General features: G+C 62.2%; 13 protein-coding genes. 7 read left to right on the top strand and 6 right to left on the bottom strand.

Going from position 1 to position 14,096, the window contains the following annotated elements; genetic code table 11:
• Window positions 1-325: 325 nt before the first annotated feature.
• Together HZC36_01140 and HZC36_01135 are read left to right on the top strand one after the other, a co-directional pair.
• Window positions 326-574: a transposase gene (locus HZC36_01140; GenBank protein ID MBI5705576.1), complete on the top strand. Its 249-nt coding sequence runs from the start codon at window positions 326-328 to the stop codon at window positions 572-574.
• Window positions 489-710 carry a transposase gene (locus HZC36_01135; protein ID MBI5705575.1) on the top strand — a complete coding sequence of 74 codons (222 nt, stop codon included), beginning with the start codon at window positions 489-491 and terminating at the stop codon, window positions 708-710. The genes HZC36_01140 and HZC36_01135 overlap by 86 nt, the downstream gene beginning before the upstream one ends.
• Before the next feature lie 119 nt (window positions 711-829).
• On the opposite strand, the gene HZC36_01130 is transcribed toward HZC36_01135, so the two are convergent.
• From HZC36_01130 to HZC36_01115, 4 genes are all read right to left on the bottom strand, one after another.
• Window positions 830-3,994: a hypothetical protein gene (locus tag HZC36_01130; protein MBI5705574.1), complete on the bottom strand. Its 3,165-nt coding sequence runs from the start codon at window positions 3,992-3,994 to the stop codon at window positions 830-832.
• Window positions 3,995-4,382: 388 nt separating this feature from the next.
• Complete coding sequence (locus tag HZC36_01125; GenBank protein ID MBI5705573.1) at window positions 4,383-4,994, bottom strand: hypothetical protein; 612 nt, start codon at window positions 4,992-4,994, stop codon at window positions 4,383-4,385.
• 54 nt (window positions 4,995-5,048) lie between these two features.
• Window positions 5,049-6,230 (bottom strand): acetyl-CoA C-acetyltransferase, encoded by a 1,182-nt coding sequence (locus tag HZC36_01120; protein ID MBI5705572.1) that lies wholly within the window; start codon window positions 6,228-6,230, stop codon window positions 5,049-5,051.
• A gap of 116 nt (window positions 6,231-6,346) precedes the next feature.
• Window positions 6,347-7,783 (bottom strand): MATE family efflux transporter, encoded by a 1,437-nt coding sequence (locus HZC36_01115; protein MBI5705571.1) that lies wholly within the window; start codon window positions 7,781-7,783, stop codon window positions 6,347-6,349.
• Between the two features lie 180 nt (window positions 7,784-7,963).
• Between HZC36_01115 and HZC36_01110 the strand changes: the two genes are divergently transcribed.
• Together HZC36_01110 and HZC36_01105 are read left to right on the top strand one after the other, a co-directional pair.
• Window positions 7,964-8,635, top strand: coding sequence for a TIGR00266 family protein (locus tag HZC36_01110; GenBank protein MBI5705570.1), 672 nt, complete (start codon window positions 7,964-7,966; stop codon window positions 8,633-8,635).
• A gap of 2 nt (window positions 8,636-8,637) precedes the next feature.
• Window positions 8,638-9,117: a TlpA family protein disulfide reductase gene (locus HZC36_01105; GenBank protein MBI5705569.1), complete on the top strand. Its 480-nt coding sequence runs from the start codon at window positions 8,638-8,640 to the stop codon at window positions 9,115-9,117.
• A 3-nt stretch (window positions 9,118-9,120) separates the two neighbouring features.
• Here the strand turns inward: HZC36_01105 and HZC36_01100 are convergent, their stop codons facing one another.
• Window positions 9,121-9,936 carry a hypothetical protein gene (locus HZC36_01100; GenBank protein ID MBI5705568.1) on the bottom strand — a complete coding sequence of 272 codons (816 nt, stop codon included), beginning with the start codon at window positions 9,934-9,936 and terminating at the stop codon, window positions 9,121-9,123.
• A gap of 89 nt (window positions 9,937-10,025) precedes the next feature.
• Here HZC36_01100 and HZC36_01095 point away from each other — a divergent pair, with 89 nt between their 5' ends.
• A complete protein-coding gene (locus HZC36_01095; GenBank protein ID MBI5705567.1) occupies window positions 10,026-11,234 on the top strand; it encodes an ABC transporter permease in 1,209 nt (402 codons plus the stop codon).
• A gap of 204 nt (window positions 11,235-11,438) precedes the next feature.
• Here HZC36_01095 and HZC36_01090 read toward each other — a convergent pair whose 3' ends face one another.
• Window positions 11,439-11,801: a prepilin-type N-terminal cleavage/methylation domain-containing protein gene (locus tag HZC36_01090; protein ID MBI5705566.1), complete on the bottom strand. Its 363-nt coding sequence runs from the start codon at window positions 11,799-11,801 to the stop codon at window positions 11,439-11,441.
• A gap of 173 nt (window positions 11,802-11,974) precedes the next feature.
• Between HZC36_01090 and HZC36_01085 the strand changes: the two genes are divergently transcribed.
• Window positions 11,975-12,850 carry an ABC transporter ATP-binding protein gene (locus tag HZC36_01085; GenBank protein MBI5705565.1) on the top strand — a complete coding sequence of 292 codons (876 nt, stop codon included), beginning with the start codon at window positions 11,975-11,977 and terminating at the stop codon, window positions 12,848-12,850.
• A 9-nt stretch (window positions 12,851-12,859) separates the two neighbouring features.
• Window positions 12,860-13,981, top strand: coding sequence for an ABC transporter permease (locus HZC36_01080; GenBank protein MBI5705564.1), 1,122 nt, complete (start codon window positions 12,860-12,862; stop codon window positions 13,979-13,981).
• Window positions 13,982-14,096: the final 115 nt, after the last annotated feature.

Raw genomic sequence — 14,096 nt, 5'->3', positions numbered from 1 at the left:
CGAGTGCAAGTTCAAGCCCCGCGAGGTCCGGTATCTGCGCGTGACGATGACCGCCAACTCCGCCAACACCGGCCGCCACCTCGTGGAGGTCATGGCGTTCAAGAAGTGATCAGGGCCCACCGCCCAATTCCCTCGACCCCGGAGGAATCCGAGACCGCTAGCCGGGTGTCGCAGACACCGGGCATGATCATCCCCCCGCCTAACTTCTCCGAAACTGGGTATTCCGACCCCGAAGGGGTCCCAGACCGCTAGCCGGGTGTCGCAGACACCGGCTTGCGAGGACGATTCCCAACCCGGCACCCTGGAGGGGTGCCAGAATCCCCTCGTGGCCTCCACCTACCTCAACCTAAGAATCCATGTCATCTTCTCAACCCTCCACCGGGCACCCTCCATCGCACCTGATTGGAAGGATGATTTGCATGCCTACCTCGGCGGTGCGGCTCGGGGACTCGGCGCATTCTCCATCCAAATTGGAGGCACAACCGATCATGTTGATCTCTTGCTTGGGGTCCAGGCGACCCACTGCGTGGGAGGGATTCCGGTGGCAGGAGGGCTATGCGGCGTTCACCGTTAGCCATGGAGACGTTTCGAAGGTCGCCGATTACATAGCCGATCAGGAAGGGCACCATCGGACCGTTTCGTCGGGCGATGAGCTCCGGGCGATCTTGACGGAGTTTGGGATCGAAATCGACGAGCGGTATTTCGAGTGAATGTGCGACCCCTTGGGGGTCGGGAGGTTGGAGGTGCGCCGTTCGTGCCCGGTGTCTGCGACATCCGGCTAGCGGTCTGGGACCCCTTCGGGGTCGGGGACCCAGGGTCGGGAGGGTTCCTATCCCAGCAGAGTCTCCAACCTTTCGCCCTCGTCCACCTGCACCGGGCCTTCGAGGATCAGCGTCACGGACTGGCCGTCCTGCCGGATCGTCGAGCCGAAGGAGTACTTCCCTCTCGAGACCTTCGCCGACTTGACCTTGAGTCCCGGCGCGACCTCGAACGTCAACTCCCGAACACGTAGCCGCCCGAACTTGATCGCGTAGGAAGCCTTGAGGGAGGTTGAGGAACGCGACTGCTCGTAGGTCCCCCAACCCTCGGACGCCGTGAATGGCGCTTTGAACTTCTCTGGCTTGAGCTTCGGCGCAAACCCAATTCTGCCGCGAGGGCCGTGATAGCTGAACCCGCATAGCGTCAAGAACGCGCCGTAGCTCGCCATCGAGCGTGCGTAGTGGTCGCCGCACTCGATCTCGTTGAACGGGTTGCGCTTCTTGGCGCTGTACCGGTCGTGGATCGAGCGGATCACTGTCATGCCCTCCTCGATCAGGCCCTCGGCGAACATGTGCGCCGCCGCCTGGTACTCGAAGCCGTGCATGCACTCGTTGAAGTAGCCCGCCGACCAGGTGTCCGCGCCCTTGCCGCTGGCGACCTCCGCGCCGCCCTTGGGGAAGGTGGTCATGAGCAGCCCCGGCTCACCCGGCATGGCGTACCACCTCCCGCCCTTGATGACCGCCTGCATGGCGTTGCGGTAGCTGCCGGCGTCAGGCGAGAAGTTGTACTTGTAGAGGTTTTTGAGCGCGGTCTTGACCTTGTCCCTCGGCAGCACCGGCTCGACGCCGATCTGCCAGAGGAAGCTGTCGCCCAGCACCTGGTCCACGTGGCAACCCGGCCCGTAGCCCACGCTCTGGGGCGCCGAGGCGTCCCGCTCCATCTGGAAGTACTCGCCGTTGAAAAGCTGCTTGGGGATCTCGTCGTGGGCTTTGGCGACGATGGCGCGGCACTCCTTGGCGAAGGCGGGATCGCCCATCTCATCGGCCATCAGCGCACCGACCTGCAGCGCCGCCGCATACAGCGAACTGATCCAGGATATCTTGCCCTTCCAGGCCGCGTCGAGCGTGTTGTATTGCCAGCCTTCCAGCACGCCGTCCTTGTTGGGGTCCTCCTGGATCATGCGCTGGACCGACTTCTTGACCTTCGGCCAGATGCGCCTGAGGAAGCTGTCGTCCGGGCACATCGTGTGCTCGCGGTAGGTGCGGATGATCGTCCCGCACTGGCCGTCGTGCGCGATGATCTTGTGCGCCTCGGCGCGGTAGTCGAGCGCGCCGTCCTCGCGAAAGCCGATACCATAGTCCACGCGCTCGCGCGTGTCGCGCTCCAGTTCGGGGAAGATGCGCGCGACCGACTGGGCGTAGTTCCACACGTGCTGGCAGGTGCCGGCGCAGCATTCCACGCCTTCGAAAGCATAGAACCGCCCGCTGTCCAGCCACCAGGCGGTGCTCGTCTGGAGGGTGTTCAGCGGAATGTACACGCGCTCCAGGAACCAGTAGGGGAGCGTCGAATCATACCAAGTATCGATCCATAGCTTGGTCTTATCGTAGAGTTCGTCCTTGCGCTTGGCGAACTGGCGGATGACGTCCGCGGCGTCTTTGAAGCGTTTAGCATAGTGCTTCTTCTGCTTGGCGATGTCGGTGATGGAGGCCAGTTCGCCGGGGCTGGGCCCAAAGTTCGGAAAGTGCCAGGCGACAACGAACGTGAGGGTTTTGGATTCGCCGGGCTTGAGGTGAAAGCCCACACTGACTCCACCGTTTGAAGCCGGCGGTTCGTTGGCGGGAGCATGAAAAACGCCGATCTGCGCTTCCTTCTCGATCCCAGAACCCAGTGCGGCGATCGCCATCGTGCCAAAGTCGGGCATCAATGAGACGTCCGCAACGGTGGAAACAGGCACATCCCGAAACTCGATGCGGTCAACGACAATGTGTCCCCAACCTCCCGCTTCGGCGTCCACGATCTCAAGATGGGCGGTCTTGCCCAGTAGGTCCTTCACGTCCCAATTTGCCCAATCCAGCCGCACTTGGTTCTTGCCGACGGCCGTCCGGAGCACCTTGCCCTCGACGACCAGGTTCATACAGGTCCGTCCTGCGTGGGCGCCACCCCCGATCAGGAAGGAAATGAAGGGCCGGTCTATCACGAAGTCCGCACTGGTGAGTTTGCCCAGGTGTTGGTCGGACGCTGGCGAGTCCTCCCCATGCCGCGACTCATGGGAGTTCGCCAGCCACGTCCCGGTTGGCTTAAGAGTCTTGAGACGATCGGGAAGCTCGTCGACCTTGAAGGGCCGACTGCCGAACGCAGTGCCCTCGACCTTCCAACGACTGTAGGTTCCATCCTCAAAGTCCTCGAAAACGAACGGCGCACGTTCCGGGCCCTTGGGCGCCCGGTCTGCGCTCTTGGCGGAATGGATGGCCATCGCCAGCCCAGGCGATCGGTTTTCGGTAGCGCTTCTCTCGATCTCGATATCGGGAATCGTGTATTTGCCGATTTCATTGGGCAGGGCCAACTTGATGAACGGATCGGTGTCGTCGGTTTTGCTCTTGTTCCTTATCGTGCATTCCAGTACAGCCAAAGGCCAGCTCGAACCGACAGCGTCAAGGGGAATCAGGGGGGTCCAGGTCTCCTGGGTGACCTCGATCGTCGTCAACTTGGCGTTTTTCGATGGGGCACTCTCGTGCACGACTATCTCAGTGACGGACTTAGCAACGGGAGGCCGCAGGATGGCCGATTGAGTGGTCTCACGCCGTTGGCCCTTGCCGAAGAGGGGACCCCGCACGCTGATATCGATCCCCTTCTTTCCGCTCGCCGGGTCCATCGGATGTTCGTAATGCCCCGCGCCCGCCGAGTTGAACTGGCTCGACGTCCCCGGCGCATAGAGATCCCAATACCAGAGCTTGCCGTCGCCGCCGACGTACACCTGCCCGCTGCCGATGCCTCCCACCGGCATACCGATCCATTTCAGCTCGTCCGGGCCGTACACGGTCGGTTTGCCCCGTTCGAAGAGCGATTTCACCCACTTGGGGTCAAGGCCCTTGTCCGCTGGGACCAGCGTGGCTTGCTTCAAGCCTGGAAAGCCCCTTGTTAGCTTCTCAGAGAGCTCCTTCGGAAGAGCCATGCCAAGGGCGAGGGTGCCTGCCCCTGAGAGTACATCGCGGCGAGTGAGTGGGCGTCTAGGCATGGTTTTCCATTCGACGTCGCACGGTTCAACCCCTTCGGAAGATCGTGCTTTCACGCGGGGGACCGCAGAGTTCACGCTGAGAACGCAGAAAGGGCAAGTCGGCTAACCCTCTGTGTCTTTCCGACCTTCGCGACTCTGTGCGGAATCCGGCCCACTGGACGCCTCTCGCGAGGGCTTAGGGTCCAAAGAACCACGCTTATGAGAGTGAAGCTCAACCTTCAATGAAACGAGCGGACGAGGGGATCTCTCACAAAGGCACGAAAGCCCGGAACAGTTCGCTTCGCTCACAGACCTCCATCCCCAACCCCTTCCTCCTCTCGCTGCGCTCCAGGAGGAAGGGGCGCCCCATCCGCAATCCGCAATCCGCAATCCGAAATCCGCAATCGGACTATCCGCCCATCTTCCCGCGCATGCGCTTCTCGGCGCCATCCGACCAATAGCCGCAGTTCAGCCGCATAAACACCGACGTGTATGGCAGAGTCAGCGTGGTCTTCAGCATCAGCACCTTGAACGTTCCGCCAGCCTTGTCGAGGTCGGCGATGATCTCCTCATGGAGCTTCTTTTCGACGCCCGATTTTGGCAGCGCCGCGAACAGTCGCTTGCGCAAAGCGCTGATCCCCTTGGCATCGGCATCCGGCACAAAGTCGATCTCCTTGTCCAGGAAGATCTCGGGGCGCACGTGCGGGGCTTTGCCGAGTGCGGCCAAGACTGCCTTGAGCACGGTCACGTGGTCGCTGCCGGTATCCACCAGCTCGATTCCAGGAGAGTTCTGCCAGGGGTAGGCGCTATCCACCACGCAAACCCAATTGCGGTGGCCAAGAAGCGGCAATCGCTGCTTTAGGATCTGCTGCCAACTCGAAGGTTTTGACGTACGCATGACTTTGGTGAGGGGACGTCGTTCTATCTGGACCCCAGTATCGGCCTTGTGCGTTTGTATTGCAGTGTCTTGCAGGATGGCCGGCACGGCGAGCGACGCGACGAAGAGGGCGGCGGTGACCATGGCTCAAGGTTCGCCACCGAAGACTGAGGCTCCTTCCAAAACCCGCAGGCCGCCTCAAAGGGCTTCGATCAGGACGGCGGTGGCTTCCCCTCCGCCGATGCAAGGAGTGGAAATGGCGTACTTCCCACCCCGCCGCCGAAGCTCGTGCATCGCCGTAAGTACCAACCGCGCGCCGGTCATGCCGATCGGGTGGCCGAGCGCGACTGCGCCGCCGTTGACGTTGACCTTCTCGTGCGGAATGCCGACCTTATCCTTCACGTTCATGGCGACCACGGCGAACGCCTCGTTGATCTCGAAAAGGTCCACGTCTGCGACCGAAAGCCCGGTCTTGGCGAGCAGCTTCTCGATCGCGCCGGCTGGGGCGGTCGTGAACCACTCGGGCTTTTGGGCGTGCTGCGCGTAGGCGACGACCTTAGCCAATGGCTTGAGACCCTTCGAGCTTGCGAACTCTGCGGAAGTCACGACAAGCGCTGCTCCGCCGTCGTTGATCGAAGAGGCGTTCCCGGCAGTGGTCACGCCCTCCTTGTCGAACGCGGGCTTGAGCGAGGCCGTCTTCTCGGGGTCGCCTCCTTTGGACGGGCCCTCATCGGCGGAAACGACGATCGGATCGCCCTTGCGTTGGGGCACGGTGACCGGAACGATCTCCTCGCTGAAGCGGCACTCCTTCTGGGCCGCCTGGGCGCGGTGGTAGCTCTCGACGGCGAAGGCGTCGATCTGCTCGCGTGTGTAGCCAAGCTCGCGTGCGCAGAGGTCGCCGCAACTGCCCATGTGCATGTTGTTATAGGGGTCCCAAAGTCCGTCGTGGATCATCATGTCGATGAGCTTGGCGTCGCCCATGCGAAGGCCCGTTCGGGCGTTCGGCGAGAAGTAAGGCGCGTTGCTCATGCTCTCCATACCGCCGGCCACGATGCACTGTGCGTCGCCCGCCTTGATCGCCTGCGCGGCCATCATCACGGCCTTCATTCCAGATCCGCAGACCTTGTTGATGGTCGTGCAGGGCACACTGACCGGCAGGCCCGCGCCAATGGCTGCCTGACGTGCCGGAGCCTGGCCGACGCCGCCCTGGAGTACGTGTCCGAAGAGCACTTCTTCTACGTCCTCGTTCGTGATGCCGGCCTTCTCGATGGCGGCCTTGATGGCCATCGATCCGAGCTGCGGGGCGGTGAAGGACGAAAGCGCGCCTGCGAAAGCGCCGATCGGGGTGCGGATGCCGGAGAGAATGACGACGTCTTGCATGGATATTGGAACCTCTTGGGTTTGGACTCAGGGTACCTGGGGCCGCTCGGGCGCAGGGTGCGGGGTGTGGCTACCGGTGCATCGGGGCACGGGCTGTAGCTGGGCCTATTCGGCGGCTACACCTTCGTCGTTTTCCACTTGCCCTGTTTGAACGCCATGATCGACAGCCCGCCCTGCAGGAGTTGGGTGAAGCTCATCGCGATCCACGCGCCCGTGGTTCCGAATCCAGTCCCGATCATCGGCCCAAAGATCGGCATGCTTGCCCAACCGTGTACCAGCAGCCAGGTCAGCGGAACCCGCGCACCCCAAAGCGACACGACCGTAATCCAGAGGGGCCGCACCGTATCGCCCGCGCCCTGCATTGCGCCGAGCATGACCATCGCGTAGGCGAACCCAATCTCCGTAACCGCCAGGAACCGAAGCAGCCTTGCCGTTTCCGCCACAACCTCAGGCTTTCCTTCGATCAACACGCCGGCGATCTGCGGCGCAAAGATGAAGACCGGGATCGACAGGCAGACGGTGATGATCGCCCCCATATGGCCGGCAACCCAGCCGAGGTGCTCGGCACGGTCCGGCCGCTTCATTCCCAGGCTCTGCCCCACCAGCGCGGCCGCAGCCGCCGACATCGCGAACGGCGGCATGAACATGATGCTCTCGATCGCGAACCCCGGCCTCATCGCCGGGACGGCGATTGCGCCCTCGGCGGACTTGGTCAGGATGACCTGAAAGAGCCCGAACGAAAGCACTCTCAACATCCCCATCAGCGCGGCAGGAAGCGAAATGCGCATCAACCGGGCAAACCAGTGCCAAGTGGGCCGCACGAACTTCCACACTTCGGTGAGCGGTGTCTTTCCTGAATAAGCCAAATACCCAATCGCCGCTAGCCAGCCGCTGACGGTCAGCGCCAGCGCCGAACCGGTCAGGCCCAAACCGAACCCAGGCAGCACCATTCCGCCCGGCAGGTTGTGCTGAGGAAAGATGAAGATGAAGTTCAAGCAGATGTGCAGCACGATCTGGATGCCGCTGATCGCCATCGGGCTCTTCGTGTCGCCAATCCCTCGCAGCGAGGCCGCCAGCGTCTGGATGACCACCGTCGCGGGCAAACTAAATGCAAAAACAAACAGGTAGTTCGCGAAGTAAGGGACCGCAGCCGAAGCCCCATCGGGGAGCAGCGGCCCCGCGAGCGGGCGGGTCAGCACCATCGCCAGCAGCCCAAGCGCCACCCCCACCAACAACCCGATCGAGACCGCCTGCTTGGCGGCCATGCGGAACTCCTCGACCTGCTGGGCGCCGAAGGCTCGGCTCACCAGGGCCGTCGTGCCGACCGCTATGGAGATCGCCAGCGTAAACAGGGTGAAATTGACCGGGGTGGCCGCGCCGTAGGCGGTAAGGCTCTCCTGGTTCAGGTGCCCGACGAAGCCGACATCCAAGAGGGCATTGATGGTCTGAAGGACGTTGAGCGCAACCACAGGCCACGCGAGCTCCCAGACGACTTTGGCTCCATTTTCGCGTGGCAGGCTCTGACTTTCAGGCTCCGCCGCAATCTCAGACAAGGGGAAAGGATACCTTGGGGAGGGGCGGGGAGATGAGGAGATGAAGGCGTGATGGGCTAAGCGATTGCCCCGCATCAAGGGCTCACGGCCATGCGTCTTGGAATTCAACACCCCAATGCCCCTTCGCCCTTCGCATCAGAAAACCTGCCAACCTAGTGCTCCGTATCCCAAAGTAGAACCATGCGCCACGAAATCCTCTACCAACCCGTTTTCTCCTGCCTCCGGCTGCTCATGGAGCCCGGCGACAGCATCCGCGCCGAAGCCGGAGCCATGGTCAGCATGAGCCCGAGCATCACCCTCGACTCCAAGATGCACGGAGGCCTAGGCAAAGCCCTGGGACGGCTCCTCGGGGGCGAAAGCGCCTTCCAGACCACCTTTACCGCCTCCCACGGGCCAGGCGAGGTCCTCCTCGCACCCGCAGCCATCGGCGATATCCTTCCGTTGACTCTCCAGGGAAATGGCTTCATGGTTACCAGCGGCTGCTACCTTGCTGGAGACACATCGCTCACGCTGGAGACCCGCATGAGCGGCCAGTCTCTCTTTGCCGGCGAAGGCCTCTTCATCATGCGCATCACAGGCCACGGGCAGCTCTTTCTGGGCGCATTTGGGGCGGTCCATGGCATCCGGCTCGAGCACGGCCAGCCGTATGTGGTGGATACCGGCCACATCGTGGCGTTTGAGGAGCACATGCAGTACCGTGTGCGAACGGCCACGCGCAGTTTGTTCGGATCGTTCACTTCCGGCGAGGGTTTTGTTGCGGATTTCACCGGTCCCGGCGTCTTATATGTACAAACCCGTTCGCCCCAATCGTTCGGGCCCTGGATCGGCCACTTCGTGCCTCAAGGAAGCTAAAGATGAAACGCCTGCTCGCACTCTTCTCCGTCGTGCTTTGCGTCGCCGCTTTGGAGGGCTGTGGCTGCGCGGGCCCACCACCGGACGTCCAGATCGAGGGTCTCTCCGCCACCAAGGGCATCGTAAGGCTCACCGACTTCAAGGAGAAGGCCGTGTTGCTGGAGTTCTGGGCGACCTGGTGCGGGCCCTGCAAAGAGGTCACACCGATCATTCGCAAGATGCAGGGCAAGTACGGCAAAGATGGGCTCGAAGTGGTCGCCGTCACCAAAGAGGCGCGGGCCACGGTCGAGGAGTTCGAAAGGGCCGACCCGCACGGCTACGGCATCTACTTGGACCCGGACGGCAAAGCGTTTGCCGCCTTCAAGGTCGAGGCGATCCCACAGGCTTTCGTCATCGACAAGGCCGGCAATATGATCTGGAAAGGCCACCCCGGAGAGGAAAAGGAACTCGACGACGCGATTCGCCGGGCCGTCGGGAAGTAAGCCCTACCCGCCGGACCGAACCACTGGCCGCGCGTTCGCCGGGGGCACAAACTCGAAGTTCGCGGTCGCCGGCAGAACAGGCGTGATCGTCATGTGCCAGTAGACGAGGCGGTCTTTTCCAGCGACCGTGCTCGACTCAGCGCCATACACGTTCGTAAGCTCCCATGCCCCAGACTTTGAGTTTTGGTCGAACTGGAACGAGAGCGACTTTGCCGGAGGCCCTGCGACGTAGTAGACCGCGAACTGCCTGGCCGGAGAAGCGCGATAGGTCCACTTGGTACCCACGATCGGGTCGTTCATGAACTGAGGGTCCATCAGCGCCCAGCTTTGCGAGCCGATGACCCAGGGCCGGAACAGCGCTGCGCCGCCGCCATAGGTTTCACGGACGAGCCTGGCTGATGAGGCGAGGTTTCCAGTGGCGTGAGAGCCGAATCCGGTGAGCAGGTCACGGAGCAGGTTCTGGTTTTGCCCCCCCGTGAGCGATCCATACACCTTCGCCGAATACTCGTTTCGAAGCGGATCGAACGCCCAGAGCGTGTTGCCGTCGCCGACGATCCTGCGGATCAGCCTGCCGTCTCGATACTCGGTCGATTCCAGCTTGATCAGCGGTCCGCTGGGCTGAACGGTCTGGTACCAAAAGGTGTCTGTGGTAAAGCTGTGCGACTGGATATAGTCGTCCACGCCGTCCACGCGGATCCACACGCTGGGCTGCGTGCGCAGCCAGGTGAGCCCGTTTTGCACCAGCGCGTCCGCTTGCGCAAGCGCCTGGCCCGCCACCAAGCAGCTCAATCCCGCCAGCATTGCTCGATTCAGCTTCATCACGTGGAGTTTAGACTGCCTGACCCCGCACGTTGGTTCCCGGACCTCGTGCCGGAAACGACATGAGACCCGCCTTCGTTAGAATGGGCGTGGCCCTCTTTCTCCGAGCCTTGTCCGCGGCCATGCGAAGCCTTGTCGAGCAGCGTCAACGCGCCCTGCTCAGCGCCCTCGGGATTACCGTGGGCTCCTTGGCGATCGTGCTCCTCATGAGCATCGCCGCAGGCGTGAAGGACGACGTGGGGCGGGAGATCGGCGAGTTTGGGGTGGACCTGCTCTTTGTGCTTCCCGGCCACTTCGAGGAAGACACGATGGTGAACCCGGGCCTCCTCGGCATCAGCTACCTTGAGGAGCAGGATGTGAAGCGGATTCGCGGGGTCGACGGCGTCCGGCATGCGTCCGCCCTTTGCTTCGTGGGCGGGGGAATCCGTGTAGGCAGCACCACTAGCCCAACGTCGCTGGTCGTCGCAACCGAACCGGACTGGTTCGTGATCCGCAATCCGCTTTTTCTCGAAGGCGGCCCCTTGACGCCCGGCGACGAACGCGCCAACGTCTGCGTGCTTGGCGAGATCGTCAAGAAAAAGCTCTTCGGCGATTTCCCCGCGCTCGGCAAGACGGTGGTCTACAACGGTGAGCCATACCGGGTCGTCGGAGTCACCCGGAAGAAGTTCGAGGGCACGTCGCTGATCTCGATGGGCGGCTTCGAGAACTTCATGTACGTTCCGTTTCAACTCATCCGCGAAAAACAGCCGGAGGCTCAGGTCAACCGAATCCTCATCCAGTCTACGGCAGGAGAGGAGCCCAAAGCACTCGTCAAGCGGATCGAGGGCTGCCTCGCCGAAAGGCTGGAGCGCGACAAGTTCACGGTTTTCACCCAAGACGAGCTTCAGAAGTTCGCCTTCAGCCTGATGGGCATCCTGTCGTGGCTCCTGGTGGGCCTGACCTCGATTGCGCTGGTGGTCGGGGGCGTCGGCATCATGACGGTCATGCTGATGTCGGTCAACGAGCGCACGAAGGAAATCGGCATCCGCAAGGCGTTCGGCGCCAAGCGGCGCGATGTGTTTCTACAATTCCTGCTGGAATCCTTGATGCTCTCCGTGTCCGGCGGAACGCTTGGCCTGGCGCTAAGCTGGGCGGCGTGCGAGGCGCTTCGCGCCTGGACCCCGCTCAAGCCGCTCATCACCCTTGGCACGGTCTCCCTCGCGCTGGGCACCTGCATCCTCGTGGGCAGCGTCTTCGGCCTGCTCCCGGCAGTGCGTGCGGCGCGCAAGGACCCGGTCCAGAGCCTAAGGTATGAGTAGGGGCGGCGAAGCAGAAACTCTGGGGGTACGGCCGTACAGCATCGGGCAGTCATCGTGACTTGCGGCCCTACCATCAACCCTCGCGAGAGGCGGACCGGAAGGTCCGGCGGGCCGTGCTGCTGAAGCGATGGGCGGAGTCCTGGAACCTTGCACCAGCTCGTGCAGAGTCGTGTATGGGCGACTCCTCGCCTTTTGAAATGCGAACTACAGGATATGGGGAAACAGCGCGCTGACGTAGCTGCACGTTGGATCGTTGCCGATCACCTCGATAGTGTACGTGCCGCCCGCCGGGCACGAAGGCGCATTCGATCCTTGCAGGTAATCAGGCCACAAGTCCGACATATCACAGTTATCGCCCGTGTTCATGTTGGATTCGTGCGCGAAGAGCTCCTTGGCGTCGGTAATCCGCTTCAAGTTGGATACGCAACTCGTCGAGCGGCTATTCTCTCGGGCATGGAGCCACTGGGGAACCGCAATCGACAAGAGAATCCCGATGACCAGAATGACGATCATCATTTCGATGAGCGTAAACGCCCAGATATGGCGACTCTTGATGCGCTGAATCATCGGTAGCAGACTGTCTCCCAATTTCCTTGTTCCACACCTTGTCGGCTAAGGCCACCCATATGGCGAAACTCTTGTCGTTTGATGCGGCTCGATGGCCGGTCGCGCGGATGAGACCTTCGGCGCCACCTGCATCCCCTTGCCCGCGAACCAAGTAGTCTTCGTTCGAGGGCCAGTTGATCGAAGTCAGTAACCTTAGGAAGTCGTTCGGGGCGCACGTGGCTGTGTGTGACGTGAGCTTTGGCGTGGAACGCGGCGAGGTCTTCGGCCTTCTGGGGCCGAATGGCGCCGGAAAAACGACCACGCTGAACATGATCACCGGCTTCCTGCGCCCAGATTCGGGCGCTGTGGCCGTCGCTTCCGAAAGGAGCAAGAGCCAATCGATCGGGCTGAGCCCGCAGTCCGTGGCGCTGTATGACGACCTGACCGGGGAGGAGAACCTCCGGTTCTTTGGGAGCCTCTACAACCTCTCGGGACAGAAGTTGCGCGAGCGGGTGGACTGGGCTTTGCGGTTCGCGGGGCTGCACGACCGCAGACGGGACCTTGTTGGCAAGTACTCCGGCGGCATGAAGCGGCGGCTCAATCTGGCCACGGGGCTCATCCATCAGCCTGAGATTCTGATCCTCGATGAGCCCACCGTCGGCGTGGACCCCCAATCGCGCAACCACATCTTCGATGGGATCGAGCAACTCAAGAAGGACGGTCTGACCGTAATCTATACGACCCACTACATGGAGGAGGCTCAAAGGCTCTGCGACCGCGTGGCGATCATGGACGCAGGCAAGATTCTGGCCCTCGATACGGTGCCAAACCTCCTCAAGAATCACGCGACGGCCTCGGCCATCGTCGGCGAAACGCTCAGGCCGATCGAGGGCGAACCGCCGGTCGAGGGTTTCTGGGAAGGCACGAGCTTTCGGATTTCGTCCACCAACCCCCTCAAGACGCTCTCCGATCTCCAGAGCGCCGGAATTGAAACCGTGAGCCTTCACATCGAAAGGCCAAACCTCGAATCGGTGTTTCTCAACCTGACCGGAAGGACCCTCCGCGACTGACCCAAGACCATGAACGCCATCCTCGCTATCGCTTTCAAAGACATCAAGCTGCTGTTTCGCGACAGGTCGTCCCTGATCTGGGTTGCTGCGTTCCCCATCGTCATGGCGGTGCTTTTCGGCTCCATGTACGGGGGCATGGAGTCGGGCAGTCTGAATCGTATCGCTGTAGCGCTGGTCGACCAGGACGGCAGCGCGCGCGCCGGATCGATGGCCAAGGCGCTCGAAGCCACGCAAGCAGTCAGCCTGAAGCGAATGAGCATGGAGCAAGCGCGGCAGAAGGTCCTCAAAGGCGATCTCGCCGCCTACATAGTTTTTAAGCCCGGCCTTGGACAGGCGACCCTGCTCACCCCGCCCGATGCGCCGCTCATCCAGTTGGGCGCCGACCCGAAACGGCAGATGGAGTCGGGCATGATCGAGGGGCTCATCAGCCAAGCCTGGTTCCAAGAGCTTGGCAAGGGGATGCCGATGGCGGCACAGATCATGGAGCAGGGGACCGGGGTCGAGCGCGTTTCTGTGCAGCCAAAAGGCATTAACCCTAGTTCCCCGTTCGAGGTCTCGTTTCCTCAGGCCATGCTCTGGGCGCTGGTGGCAGTCTGCGCGACTTTCGCCACCACAATGGTCAAAGAGCGCACGGAAGGCACACTTCAGCGGCTCTGGATCGCTCCGATCAGCCGGAGCCAACTCCTTGCCGGCAAGGGGCTCGCATGCTTCCTCACGTCCCTGGTTGTAACGGTCGGCTTGATCGCCTTTGGGTCCCTGGTGTTTGGGGTTCGAGCGCTGGATCATCCGGTGCAGTTCCTTCTCGCTTCGGTGAGCATCTCGATCTGCTACTCCGGCTTGATGATGCTGGTCAGCGTGATGGGCAGAACCGAGCGCGCCGTGGGCGGCGCGTCTTGGGGCCTCATGATGCTGTTCAACATGTTTGGCGGCGGGATGATGCCCTTGATGGCGATGTCGGGATGGATGCAGGCGGCGAGCGACTATAGTCCCGCCAAGTGGGCCGTTCTATCGCTGGAGGGCGCCATCTGGAGAGGCTTCAGCGTGCAGGAGATGGTCCTGCCGTGCGGGATCCTGTTGGCCGTCGGCGCCTTTGGGCTGCTGATCGGCAGCCGACTCGCCGCAAAGGCGTGAGTCAGCGGTACAAGGGTCCTTAGGGTCTGGCAAGCCCCCTCCCCTTGGAGTAAAGCGAGAGGAGGAGGGGGGGGGGTGGAGGGTCGCAGTGAACAGACGATTGACGATTGACGAT

The sequence above is a fragment of the Armatimonadota bacterium genome (assembly GCA_016223145.1).
In the GTDB taxonomy this organism is placed as follows: Bacteria; Armatimonadota; Fimbriimonadia; order Fimbriimonadales; family Fimbriimonadaceae; genus Nitrosymbiomonas.
Note: the sequence above shows the minus strand (reverse complement) of the source record. Positions and strands in the feature narration are given on the sequence as shown.

Excerpts from the sequence above, each read along its gene's own strand:
- HZC36_01135 (MBI5705575.1), top strand. The coding sequence starts at position 489 with ATGTTGATCTCTTGCTTGGGGTCCAGGCGACCCACTGCGTGGGAGGGA.
- HZC36_01130 (MBI5705574.1), bottom strand. The coding sequence starts at position 3,994 with ATGCCTAGACGCCCACTCACTCGCCGCGATGTACTCTCAGGGGCAGGC.
- HZC36_01125 (MBI5705573.1), bottom strand. The coding sequence starts at position 4,994 with ATGGTCACCGCCGCCCTCTTCGTCGCGTCGCTCGCCGTGCCGGCCATC.
- HZC36_01120 (MBI5705572.1), bottom strand. The coding sequence starts at position 6,230 with ATGCAAGACGTCGTCATTCTCTCCGGCATCCGCACCCCGATCGGCGCT.
- HZC36_01110 (MBI5705570.1), top strand. The coding sequence starts at position 7,964 with ATGCGCCACGAAATCCTCTACCAACCCGTTTTCTCCTGCCTCCGGCTG.
- HZC36_01105 (MBI5705569.1), top strand. The coding sequence starts at position 8,638 with ATGAAACGCCTGCTCGCACTCTTCTCCGTCGTGCTTTGCGTCGCCGCT.
- HZC36_01100 (MBI5705568.1), bottom strand. The coding sequence starts at position 9,936 with ATGAAGCTGAATCGAGCAATGCTGGCGGGATTGAGCTGCTTGGTGGCG.
- HZC36_01090 (MBI5705566.1), bottom strand. The coding sequence starts at position 11,801 with ATGATTCAGCGCATCAAGAGTCGCCATATCTGGGCGTTTACGCTCATC.
- HZC36_01080 (MBI5705564.1), top strand. The coding sequence starts at position 12,860 with ATGAACGCCATCCTCGCTATCGCTTTCAAAGACATCAAGCTGCTGTTT.